The 12394-nt window shown below is 46.9% G+C and carries 7 protein-coding genes; 1 reads left to right on the top strand and 6 read right to left on the bottom strand.

What is annotated here, in order from left to right:
- Positions 1–30: 30 nt before the first annotated feature.
- From PG840_RS10560 to PG840_RS10550, 3 genes are all read right to left on the bottom strand, one after another.
- Positions 31–1461, bottom strand: a complete 1431-nt coding sequence (locus PG840_RS10560; protein WP_006859599.1) for an MFS transporter — start codon at positions 1459–1461, stop codon at positions 31–33.
- 91 nt (positions 1462–1552) lie between these two features.
- A complete protein-coding gene (locus PG840_RS10555) occupies positions 1553–3889 on the bottom strand; it encodes a GH36-type glycosyl hydrolase domain-containing protein (protein WP_055160585.1) in 2337 nt (778 codons plus the stop codon).
- Positions 3890–3951: 62 nt separating this feature from the next.
- The gene (locus PG840_RS10550; protein ID WP_242999973.1) at positions 3952–6384 is read right to left on the bottom strand and encodes a hypothetical protein; all 2433 of its coding nucleotides are present in this window, start codon (positions 6382–6384) and stop codon (positions 3952–3954) included.
- A 165-nt stretch (positions 6385–6549) separates the two neighbouring features.
- On the opposite strand from PG840_RS10550, the gene PG840_RS10545 reads away from it, so the two are divergent.
- Positions 6550–7752, top strand: coding sequence for a helix-turn-helix domain-containing protein (locus PG840_RS10545; protein ID WP_055160590.1), 1203 nt, complete (start codon positions 6550–6552; stop codon positions 7750–7752).
- Here the strand turns inward: PG840_RS10545 and PG840_RS10540 are convergent.
- The 3 genes from PG840_RS10540 to PG840_RS10530 all read right to left on the bottom strand — a co-directional run bounded on the left by PG840_RS10540 (position 7744) and on the right by PG840_RS10530 (position 12388).
- Entirely contained in the window at positions 7744–10170 is a 2427-nt protein-coding gene (locus PG840_RS10540) for a glycoside hydrolase family 3 protein (RefSeq protein WP_270205838.1), read from the bottom strand. The genes PG840_RS10545 and PG840_RS10540 overlap by 9 nt on opposite strands.
- A 206-nt stretch (positions 10171–10376) precedes the next feature.
- A complete protein-coding gene (locus tag PG840_RS16955; protein ID WP_242655673.1) occupies positions 10377–10541 on the bottom strand; it encodes a sugar fermentation stimulation protein in 165 nt (54 codons plus the stop codon).
- Positions 10542–10633: 92 nt separating this feature from the next.
- A complete protein-coding gene (locus tag PG840_RS10530) occupies positions 10634–12388 on the bottom strand; it encodes a S8 family peptidase (protein WP_270205837.1) in 1755 nt (584 codons plus the stop codon).
- Positions 12389–12394 lie beyond the last annotated feature (6 nt).

Below are 12394 nucleotides of genomic sequence, written 5' to 3'. Positions count from 1 at the left end.
CTTTGCCTGCTTCTTGATAATATCTGTTTCTTATTTTTCAATGGTCTTTCCTGCTCTGCGCGCAGCGATTTCCTCGCGCATCTTCGGCAGCTTTTCTTCCAGATCGAATTTCAGGAAGATTACAAACATCACAAGGTTGATCACAACCGGAAGATAATTTGAGAATCCATAGATGGAATATATCATGGATGTACTTGCGACTTCCAGCGTGGCATCATATGCACCGATTGCCAGGAACGCCGACAGTATTGCTGCACCAAGGCCATTTCCAACCTTACTGCCAAAGCCGATTGCTCCGCCCGACATTGCCACCAGCTTCTTATCATATTTCCACTCATTGTAATCAATGGTCATGGATGTCAGCACGCCATACAGACTCATCATCGGAATCTGTACAAAGCTGCCTAATAGACCGGTCACCACACAAACTGTAAAGTTCGTCGGTATAAAGCAGCGAATGCCTGCGAGTATCGCCGCTCCTAAGAGCCCGATGGAGATTGTCCTCTTGATTCCAAGTCCGGCAATAATCGGCTTGGATAAGATGAATCCCACTACGGTAGCCAACATACCTGCTGCTCCGATTATTCCGACCAGATTATCATTTCCGAAAATCCATTTACAGTAGTATATACTGCCAGATGCCGCGATACCGCTCGTAACACTTGTGGTCAAGTTAAAGAGCAGGATGATCACCCAGTATTTATTCTTCAGAAGCATTGTCATTGCTTCTTTGAAAGGAACCGGCTCTTCCTCTTCTTCAGCAGCTCCCTCGGTTTCTTCTTCTTCGTAATCACATGCAAATTTGGCTTTGCGGCCGTTATGGCAGCAGATTGCAAACAGAACAAATACCAGTACACCAAGTACCACGCCGTATTTGATCCATGCGGACTGTGTGCCGCCCAGCATATTTGTCACCGGGATCGTGAGAATGGAGATCAGCATTCCAGCGCCATAATTGGCAACCGCACGGAACAGCCCGATACTTCCTCTCTCGCTCAAGCTTCTGCTTCGTACAGTCATAACTGCCGCAAACGGGGTCGCAATAAAGGTATAAAGACCTGCGGACAATACCAGATTCGTAATCAGCGCGTAGATTACGCCCGGAATCTGTCCTGCCTGAATCGGTACGGTAAACATCAGAACCATAATCAAGGCTGCCGGAATAATCTGTGGCAGGATCCATCTGAAATACTTATGGTCGCCTCCTTTTGAATGATCGATAAAATTCCCCGCAATCACATCCGTGAATGCATCAATCACCTTTGAGATTGCCAATACAATACCAACACTTCCGACAGCTAGTCCTACCTTGTCCGTGTAGAAATAATTGAGCTGTCCGACCAGATTCGCCATCAGCCCTAATGCGAGCTGTCCGCCGAGATCTGCCAAATAATCTCTTTTGCGCATTACGCGCCTTGCGCCCTGCTTGTCGTAACGGGGTGCGTTTTTGTCTTTTGCCATCTTTCCTCTCCTCCTGTATCATTGATGATAGGTTTACTATACTGTTTTTCTATAGATAATTATTGTAAATTAATTTACAAAATTGTAAATTTCATCCTCGTTTTATTAAAACGTCTATCCTATGCTGCTTAGCATCCTGATAGTCTGGTATCAGCCCGGAATCGCAGATTGAACCGTCAGCATAAACCTCGGCTTTTCCATTCTTAATATGTTCGGGATTGCGGATGATAATATGATAATCCGCACCTCTGAAGTATCTCGTCACTTCTGCCTCTTCCCATTCTTCCGGAAAGCAGGGACTGATCCTAAGCCCTTCATAATCCCGTTTTACACCCAGAATACCTTCATACAGCCCCATCATGCACCATGCGGAAGTTCCTGTTGTCCATGACTGATAGGATTTTCCGTAATATCCCGGGTTCGTGGAATAGCAGTTGGTAAATACATAAGGTTCTGCCCCGGACTTCGCCGACGGGTTCTCTTCGCTGTCAGGCATAATCTTTTTCAGCGTTTTCAGTGCCTTTTCTCCCCTGCCCGTACAGCAGTCCATGAGGATCTTAAAGCCGGTAGCATGACAGTACACTCCACCGTTCTCAAAAAGTCCCGGCAGCATACCGGACATCCTTCCCACATGGGCATCATACTCCGGGTACGGCGGCAGATTTAATGGAAAGCCGAAATCCTGCTCCATACTATCAACAGCCTCCAGCACCTGAGAAAGCCTGTCTCCATCCGCGACTCCTGCCAGCACAGCCCATGTTTGTGCGTTCAAATAGATTTTGCTTCCGGCGCTGTCCTGCGTTCCTACGTTTCCCTTGCTGCTTAAGGCTCTCGCATACCATTTCCCATCCCATGCATAGCGGTTGATATCTTCCTTAAGCTGTTCATATTCCTTCTCGATAAATCCGGCATACGCTGTATCGCCCGCATACTCCATCATTCTCTTTAATTCTCTCAGAGCCAGACAGAACTGGTGGGACAGCATCACAGACTCCGCCTCCTGATCATCCGTGATATTTAAGGCGTCATTCCAGTCGGCGAAATAAATCTTCACCAAACCATGCTCCCCTTTATCAAGAATTAAGCGATTAACCGCAGCCTTTACATGTTCCAGAACGGATGCTTTTCCGCCGTCCTGCCATTCAATCTCCGTATCAAGAATTGACAGATCCCCCGTCTCCTTAATCAGCTCGCATACCGCCCAGATGATCCAGAATGGCTGGTCTGAGTAGCGTGTGTCATCATAAGGATACCATGTAAGCACTCCGTGCCCGTCCTGAAACTGATGGCGCAGACATTCCAGGATTTCTTCTTTTGCTTTCTCCTGACGGTAATTCAACAGCGCTACAGAAATCTGCAGGTTGTCACGGACACCTTTCTTTCCTACGATACAGAAATCTGCCTGCTTTTTTACCCAGTTGTTCATCATATGATTAATCTTCTGGTCTGGTGTTTTCACAGACAAAGAGCTAATCTTCTCATAGTTATACGCCTCCGCCTCTGCGAACTCCCGTTCTGTGGATTCTGCATCTGCATACCGCTTTACTGCACTGCATGCCTCTTCACAGGAAGAGCTGATCCCGAATACCACCTGAATCTCTTTCTCCTCTCCCGGCATCAGCGTGATCTTATGCTGCAACACCCCGCCAAGAATGAACAGCGAGGCTTCCGAATTTGTACAGTCTTTTCCCTGCACGACAATATCCGGTCTTTGGAACAGGGCGCAGGCGGAAGCATCCGGTAATGTCAGCGTGCTTGTAGACCCGCAGAACTTTGTCAGGTCACCGTCCCATGCATAAACCGGCTCGGATGAGGCCAGAAACCCATGATACAGTTCATGGGGCGCGAAGGGATGGGCGGAATCACAGTAGATTCCGTTCAGTTCCCGTTTGAATTCTGTCTTCATGCATCGGTACATTTCGTAGTATCTGGGATAAGAGAAGCCTTCCAGATAAAAACTGACCGCAGAGAACATGCTTAACCTTTTCTCCTGCTCTGCTGTATTGCGAAGTTTCAGTGTCCATACCTCATGAAACCCTTTCTTCGGCACGAAAATCCTCCAGGATCCCTCAATTCCATTTTTCTTTGAACAAATCTGCGTGTGCCCGATACTATGTGTACAGCAGTAGTCTTCCACCTCTGTGTTAAGCGGCCCCTTCCCGATATTCCAGCATGTTCCGTCTGCATCATCTCTTAAATATACATATCTGGCATCATCCCGGTTGATCATACACATATCTGCTTTTTCGCTCAGATAATAACTGCGCCCGTGTCCTACCTGCGATATCTGAGCGCAGTAGCGTTCTTCATTCCACAGGTAATTATACCAATAACGCGGTGTTTCCGCATGATAGATCTGGCAGCCGTTCCCGTCCGGCGTAAACTCATACAGACCATTTTCTGCACTTTTCTTTGACTCATAATTCATCTTTCTTTCAATCTCCTGTTTTCTTATTTTGTAATCTCAAAGTACTCCCTTGGGAACTATGCTTATTCACCGACCACAAGTCTGTACTGGATGCCCGGAACAGAACCGTCCATTGCAAACCGTATTTCATCTCCTGTTTTTTCTCCATTCATTTCGGCAATTACTTCCCCGATCGGATTTAACACCTCCAGTTTCGCATTCTCCGCTTTCACACGGATGCAGCCTTCCAGTGTCTCTGCGTACAGTTTGCCTTTGAACTCCACAGCGGCAAACGGAATCCCCATCAGCTCCGGTCCTTTGCCAAATGTTGTCTCGTCCATACCGGTTGTCCCCATTGCCGTCAAAATATATTCTGACGCGCCATCCATCTTAATTTCATCTTTTGCGATCAGAGCCAGTGTAATCCTTTCGTTTTCCACCTCCACACAGATCTTGTCAGAAAGGGAAATCTCTTCTTCCGGCGCGCCGCTGAAATAGCCGCAGTAAGGTGTGTGGATAGAGAAGCGTGCGTGATCTGGGTCAAAAACGATTTCTTTTGTGTCTGAAATCAGCCTTCCTTCCACATAGCCGGTATCTTCCGGCAGAATACCCCACTCTTTCATCGCACTGTCCATGATTTCGGCAAACGTCCGGTAATCTCCGTTGCCCGATGTCTCTCTGATCCGGTCGAACACAAGTGCTTTTTCTCCAAGATGCACTCCCGGTTGAATTTCTTTCGTGTCTTTCGCAGCATTTGCCAGGCGGTTTTCCTCTTTATAACGCCGGAACGCATCCCTGTATTCAGACCATGCATAGTACACGCCATGTTCCGCATCTGAGAGATCAGCGCCGTTTAAAAATCCGGCATTTACCGCTATGTCCGCATTACCCTGATAACTGTCTCCTCCATCCAGAAATACATTGCGCATAGACGTAATATATGGGAAAAAGGTGGTCGGCATTGCATGGAAAAGGGGCAGTGTTTTCAGGTCATTCTGTGTGTATATAACATCTACGCAGTGTTTTGCTACGGAGACAAGCCCTTTCAAAAAGACAGACGCCATGAATCCCCACTGGCAGATTACCGCCGGATCGTTATATACATCGAATACATTCAATATCTCATCTGCCGGCTGGTCATCCCAGTTCTCGGAGGTATGGTGATTATAAAGAATCAGTCCGTCCCAGTCGTTTAAGCAGGCATATGCTGCCATCTGCACAAACGCCGTGGAATGGAAAGGATGCTCACCATACTCGTTCCACTCGCTGAGCATAAAAGGTTTTCCTTTCACAATCGCCAGTGATCCCAGACTTAAAAGGGTCGTTGCCGCCGATCCCACGCCGGTCTGCATAGTCAGAGGATTCGTAGAGACATATTCCATGGGGCCGGCCACCAGGTATGTATTATTCTCTACTGGAAGGAGAGGATGATTAAAATAGCTGTTATTCTCCATCAAGTCGCCGTCTGTATGCCCATACACATCCGCTGCCCCGGCAATTAAATTGCTGGTAACGACAGGAACTTTTGCCCCGAGGAAATGGATATAGTCTTTCATATCCTGATAGAACTTCCGGTTCATATAGATGCCGAACTCCATAAAGTCGGCATATCTTGCCGGTCCTTCCGGTGCATCCCACTCTCCTTCTGGGTCGCTGACCGGCTGATAGAAACTGCCTTCAATCCCCCGGACGATTCCCCGGGCCGGATCTTCTTCCTCCCCCAGCGCGCAGCAACCGTCCTTTGTCCACGCTTCTTTCAGATGCTCCCGTGTGTGGTACTTCATCAGCAGGAAGTCGTTAAAGCGCTCCTGTACTTCTGCCCGGTAGGGTTTCATCTCTTCCCCTGCATCGCCACCCATATTCCCCTTGATAGCAGTGTCCTCGTTGTTGATTTGGATTGTCACTACCGCCGGATCATCGATAAGCGCCAGTCCCGTATAGGGATTCACATGGCAGAGCAGCTCCTTTGCATACTCTTTCTGGAGTTCAATCATCCGCTGGTTGTACAGACAGTACCGTTTGATACAGGAGGGTGCGCCGCCCGGATACTCCATGCCGTCTCCCTCTTCAAACTTTCTCGCTACAATCAGGTCTATATGGAGATAGATGCCCTTCTCTTTCAGTTTCGCCGCAAAGTAATCGAACCGTTCCAACCCATCCGGGTTGAATTTCCTGCTGGTACCGGATGCATAGTCCAGAAGAGGCGCTTCCCTGCAGCTGCTCCAGCTTCCCGGCTTCTCTCCCACTGGGGCGTCCGCCGCATGGAGACGGATGATGTTTACTCCCATGCTGGCGAACCGTTCTGCCATTCTGTCCGCCGTCTCATGATCCGGCGTATTGGAACGCGCCGCCACATTGAATCCTAAAAACCGCGCTCTCGTACCATCTTCAAAATAAAGATGCCCCTTTTTCGCTTCGACAAACCCATGTTTTCCCGCAGGCGCATCCAGCAGATGAGAGTAATTGAGGACTCCCGTATTCGGTTCTGCCTTGTGTATCCTGATTCGTTGTTTCATTCTGATCTTCCTCCTATCTCTTCCGGCTCCTGCTACCTTATCATTTTTCTTGCACAGCAACCTTTCTGATGTCAGACTATCACATGGCAATTTATAAATATTGTAATATTCATTTAATTATTGTAAAATAGAATATATAATTTTAGTTTAAGGAGAGAATGGCCTATGGAAACAGATTATCTATCTATGTGTAAGAATTTTTATGCGGCGACAAAAATCCCGGTCACATTACTGAAAGGCAAATATGCAGTCTATACTTCTTTTAATGATATCACCGGCACATCTCCTGCATACTACCGTGAGGATCTCTTTCCCATGAGCGATCATAATCCGACCTTTTGCAGTGATTCTCCGGATATCGGCTACGGACGCCTTTTAATCGAGAATACCGACTATAATCTGATTCTCGGCCCGGTATTCAACGTTCCTGTCACCGAAGAACTAATTCGCTATTCCTCCAGAGAGAGTGGAGTCTCTTTAGAAAACAGGGAACAGTACGCAGAATTGCTCTATGCAATCCCCCTGCTTGGTCAGGCACAGTTTGCCAATTATCTGGTATTTCTCCATCAGTGCTTCAACCACAAGACTGTCTCCGCAGAACGGCTCTTTCTGGAAAATGACAAGCTCACACTGGAGCGCTTTAACCAACAGACGGATCAAATGGTAGAAGATAAGGAAGAAGGAAATGTTCATAACACCTACTATTTTGAACTGGAATTGTATCAGATAATCAAGAATGGGAATACAGACGCCCTGAAGAAATTTCTCTCTGCCACCCGTGCTCCCCTCAAGGAAGGGAAGATGGCAGGCGCACCCTTGCGGCATGCCAAAAACCTCTTTATCAGCGCTGTAGTAAAAGCCGGTATCATGGGTGCAATCCCGGGCGGTGTGGATATCGAAAAAACATACCAGCTCATAGACTATTACATTCAAGAGTGTGAACAACTGCGCACAATTGAGAAAATCAATCAGCTCCAGTATGTCATGCTTCTGGATTTCTGTCAGCGTGCCGGAGAAACACGCATCCCGGAAGGTATCTCCCCGGATGTCTATCAATGTATGACCTATATCCGGAACCACACAAATGAGCCTATCTCTGTAGAAGCTGCCGCCGCTCATACAGGGCGCAGTGCCTCTTATATGATGAAACACTTTAAAGGTGAACTCGGCATCCGGATGGGCGCTTACATTATGCGCTGCAAGCTGGAAGAAGCAAAAAGTCTTCTGACCTACAGTGAAAAAAGTCTGGCTGAAATCAGCAGCTATCTCTGCTTTTCCAGCCAGTCCTATTTTCAGAATGTATTCAAAAAGCAATACGGTGTCACACCGCTCCAATACCGGAAACAGACAAAAGGCCGGTCAAACTGAAGCGCCTGCGAGTTCCACAGCCATCCGGCAGATCCTGGTGGCATTTTTTATCAATTCCTCTCTTGTAATATGACCGTTCTTGAGAGCTGCCGTAAGGTTATCAATTTCCTGCTGGCTTCCCGGCATAAAAAGATCATTTCCTGCGAGAGCCACCTTGTATGCCTCGGGTGCAGGATATTTCGCATCAGCACTTAATATATCAGAGGATGTTACCCAGTCTGTCATTACAATGCCGTCAAATTCAAATTCACAGCGGAGCACATCCTCAAGAAGTTCTCTATGCTCAGAGGTATGCTTCCCGTTTAACAGATTATAAGATGTCATCAGGGCTTTAGGCTGTGCCAGACGAACACAGATTTCAAACCCTTTTAGATAGATTTCCCTCAGCGCACGTTCACTGACTATACTGTTATTGTTATACCGATTTGTCTCCTGATTATTCGCCGCAAAATGCTTGATGGTAACCCCACATCCGGGATGGCTCTGCACCCCTTTCGTAAGTGCTGCCGCGAATACGCCGCTTATCAGCGGGTCTTCTGAAAAATATTCATAATTCCTGCCGCATCGTATGGACCGATGGATGTTAAGAGCTGGAGCCAGCCACAGATGAATGCCAAACCGCTCCATTTCGCTTCCTACGATATCCCCGCAGCGTTCTGCAAGCAATGGATTCCAGCTTTGGGCGATCGCGGTGCCGATGGGAATTGCCGTCGCATACTGCTCAAAGATCTCACTGTCCTCTCCGGGCTGCGGAATCATGCTGTTCATATATGCGCGCTCATCCTCGGTCAGAAGATTCTGCATTGTCTCCGGCATTGTACTCCCCAGACTATGTATTCCATTCTCATCCCGGAAGCACTTTTGAGAAAGCCGCAGTCCTGCCGGTCCGTCTGCCATAACGATCACGGGGATTTCTCCCACTTTTGCCGTCTCGCCTGCCGCGCCTGCAACCGACATAGAAGCATTACCGATGATGCCTGTCACTCCGCCTCCTGCAACGAAAGCACCCACATTCAGGCTAATCAGTTCTTCATCGGAAAATCCCCCCATCTCCGGCATTGGCTCATCTTTATGCTCATAGACTACTTTCACTATATCCACGCTGAAAATATCTGCTTCCAAAGATTGTATCTTTTTTCCTACTCTGTCCTTTCTCTTTCTTTCCGGCTTCCAGTCTGTGAAATCCGGTTTTCCAAAACAGTTTTTTACTGATTTTATAACCAAAGTTTCCGGTACTGATATGACACCGCAGACTTCCGTATCTCTGCTGCTGTTTCCCATTCGGAGGGTATATTCCCCTTGTTCCAGAATCCATGCCGCCTGTTCTTCGTCGTAAGATGCCAGATCCGTCAGTAAGAATGAAAGTTCAACTGTCTGTTTCTCCCCCGGTTTTAATTCTTCTGTCTTTTTCCATGAAGCCAGAGTCTGATAAGGCTGATCCAGCTTTCCTTCCGGCACAGAAACGTATAACTGTACGACCTCTTTTCCACAGAAATCACCTATATTCACCACTTCTGCACCTATTTCGGCAGTCATTTTATCCAGTTTCAGACCCTTAAAACGGACTTCAAAATTTGTATAGGAGACACCGTATCCAAACGGAAACAGTACCTCTTTATCCACACTGTCAAAATATCGGTATCCCACATAAATTCCTTCCTGATACCGGGTATCATCCTGTTCTCCAAATGACGCAAAATCCGGATAATCCTTCCATTTTGTCCATGTAGTCGTCAATTTGCCGGAGGGATATGTTTTCCCAAGAACAAGATCCGCAAGAGCGCTTCCTGTCTGCACTCCAAGCTGCGACAGAATCAGGATATTCTCCACTTCCATGACAGGTGAAAGATCTACCGGACCTCCTACATTCAGAACCAGCATAAACCTTCTGTACTGCCGTTTCAGCTCAAGGATTGTCCGTCTCTCGCTTTCTGTCAGGAAAATATCGCCTTCCCTCGCTTCCCTGTCATTTCCCTCTCCTGATATCCTTGCAAGGACATAAATGGCTGTCTCACCTTTTACATTCAGTGGCAGATCATATTCCGGCTCCGGCATGACAGCTCCCATCCCTTCGATTACGGGATGTGTATGATGCTCCTGCGCCCTTCTTCGGATTTCTTCTGTAAAACCAGCCTGCGCTTTGTCATATATTTCGTCATAGGCATCAAGCCAGTCTCTGGAAACAATTTCAAACCCAGCTTTCTGAAATCCATCCTCTACTGTCTCAAAGAATCGGGAATTCACCTCTCCGGAACCGGTTCCTCCTTTTACCGTCTTACGCACACCGTTACCATACAGTGCAATCTTTCCCGGCTTGCCAAGGGGGAAATCGCCGTTCTTCTTGAGAAGTACTGTACACTCAGGAAGAAGCGGCCGCAGTATATCCAGATGCTCCTGTTCGTATTTCTGAAGTTCCATAAAGCATGCTCTCCTTTCTGCAAAAGTTCATTTACTGCAGATATTTTATCAAAAGTGCTTTGGGGAATCTTTCAAAATAGTGGATAGAATTGTAAATTAATATCTATAAAAGTCAAAATTTTACTTTTTGTGTGGAAAAGCAAATCCATGCGGAATTTTACTTTTATAAGAAATATTCTGCAATATTTTTTATATTACAGAAAATACTATTTAGTAAAAACAAGCTTTAGTGTACCCGGGACCAAAAATTCCCTGCACCTGCCTGTATTCTTTACATGAACCGTTTCCACCTGCCCATTGATCTCCACATGTGCAATAAACCGATTGGGACGGTCTATGAAACGCCCCTCTGTGATATGTTCGTACTTCATTTTTTCTGCTTGACCACGCTTTCTATTTTTTCTTTGTTCCTCTTTACACACTGTATATGCCATAGCATGTTTTCCTTATATCTACAACATTCTCACTTTGGGAAACTATTCTCCAGGCAAAGTGCTCCATATCCCACCTCACGGTTCGGATACTTTCCAAATCCCGGCAACTCTCTCGCCCCGCGCCGGAGATACGCCTTCACTTTCTCCCCATACAAAAACGGATCATTTCCTCTTACGATCCCCCATTCCATCAAAAGTGCCGATGCTCCTGTCACAAACGGCGTTGCGAAAGAAGTTCCACTCACCACTGTCACCCCTCCGCCAACTGCTGTCGTCCTTACGTTCACTCCCGGTGCCACAAGATCCGGTTTCGTCCTTTCATCCTGCCAGGTATATCCTCTTCCTGAAAAAGATGCATAGGAAAAAGTAAGCGCATCATACGCCCCAACCGATATCACTTTATCTGCAGTCGAAGGAATCGTTAAGGTCACTTCTTCATCCGGATACAAAAATCCTGTCCCCCGGTTCAATACATTCTCACTTGGCAACCACAGATCATACTGCCCTTCCACAACCCTTGTCGGATTCAAAATGATCTGCCAGACTCCCGACGTAATATAATCTGTCACCGGAATCATATCAATATAAATCTCCTGCGCGACATTATACGGGCTCGGTTTTCCATAATATAATAAAATCTCCGTTTCTCCGATCCGGAATCTCTGCGAACCGAGAACAGATTGTATTGGACCGATCCGCGTCCCCGCAGGAGATACAAATGAAATTTCCACTTCGTCCGTATACGCTTTCCAGATCTGAATATTCAATGTTGGTTCATCTGCCTGTACTGCGAGCTGTATTCTTTCTTCTTTTCTTTTCTGCAGCACTCCAGAAGTATGCCCGGCACTTGCTGCTTCATTTCCGGTCCCCACACAGATCACACTCTTCCAGAAATTCGACAGATCATCAATATACCGTTCTACCAGACTCCTGCCGTCATGAGAACCATATGTATTTCCAAAACTCAGATTGATCGCCACCGGCATCCGAAATTCCAGTGCTTTCCTCACCACATAATCCATCGCCTGCATCAGTTCTGTCGTCCGTGGAAATCCGTCTGGCATAGGCGACCCCATTTTTACCACAATCAGCTCACTCTCCGGTGCCACACCGGCATACAGATTTCCGCTTCCTCGTCCATTTCCTGCAGCAATCCCTGCAACTGCAGTCCCATGACCGGATATATCCTGACTTGGTACCATTCTTCTCCTTTCCTCTGACGAGTCAGCCTCAAGTGCCCTGTTAATCTGCTCCTCGGTAAATTCCACTCCCATCCGATAACCATTTGGTGGATTCTTCTCTTCATCCGCATTCGGTTTTAATGACTGATCCCACATCACCCGTATTCTCGTCGTTCCATCTGCATTCCGAAAATCTTCATTCGCATAATCAATCCCCGAATCAATTATCGCCACAAGTACACCCTGTCCACGCAGATCAAGAAAGCGGGTATCCTGCACCTCATTGATACAGGATACCCGCTTCCCATTTGCTATTTGAAAAAATAAACGTTTCGGTTTCTCTATATATTCTACCTCAGGAATATCTGAAAGTAAATCAATCCTGGACTGGCTGATCCGAATGATCGCGTACTCATTCTGAAGTTCAACCACCTGGATTGCCAAGGCTCTTACCTGATCCAGATTGCCCGAATATTTAATAATCAATTCCCATTCCCTGTCAATCGGATGATACCCGACATCCAGGTTCAATGATTTTTCTCTTTCTTGTTCTGTCGCTCCAAGTGCCAGATTTAAAAGATTTTCCAGTTTCTGATCTTCCATATCTTC

The sequence above is a fragment of the Coprococcus sp. AM97-35 genome (assembly GCF_027697525.1).
Taxonomy (GTDB): domain Bacteria; phylum Bacillota; class Clostridia; order Lachnospirales; family Lachnospiraceae; genus Allocoprococcus; species Allocoprococcus comes.
This window is presented reverse-complemented; position numbering and strand designations above follow the sequence as displayed.

Excerpts from the sequence above, each read along its gene's own strand:
- PG840_RS10560 (WP_006859599.1), bottom strand. The coding sequence starts at position 1,461 with ATGGCAAAAGACAAAAACGCACCCCGTTACGACAAGCAGGGCGCAAGG.
- PG840_RS10545 (WP_055160590.1), top strand. The coding sequence starts at position 6,550 with ATGGAAACAGATTATCTATCTATGTGTAAGAATTTTTATGCGGCGACA.
- PG840_RS16955 (WP_242655673.1), bottom strand. The coding sequence starts at position 10,541 with ATGAAGTACGAACATATCACAGAGGGGCGTTTCATAGACCGTCCCAAT.
- PG840_RS10530 (WP_270205837.1), bottom strand. The coding sequence starts at position 12,388 with ATGGAAGATCAGAAACTGGAAAATCTTTTAAATCTGGCACTTGGAGCG.
- PG840_RS10540 (WP_270205838.1), bottom strand. The coding sequence starts at position 10,170 with ATGGAACTTCAGAAATACGAACAGGAGCATCTGGATATACTGCGGCCG.
- PG840_RS10550 (WP_242999973.1), bottom strand. The coding sequence starts at position 6,384 with ATGAAACAACGAATCAGGATACACAAGGCAGAACCGAATACGGGAGTC.
- PG840_RS10555 (WP_055160585.1), bottom strand. The coding sequence starts at position 3,889 with ATGAATTATGAGTCAAAGAAAAGTGCAGAAAATGGTCTGTATGAGTTT.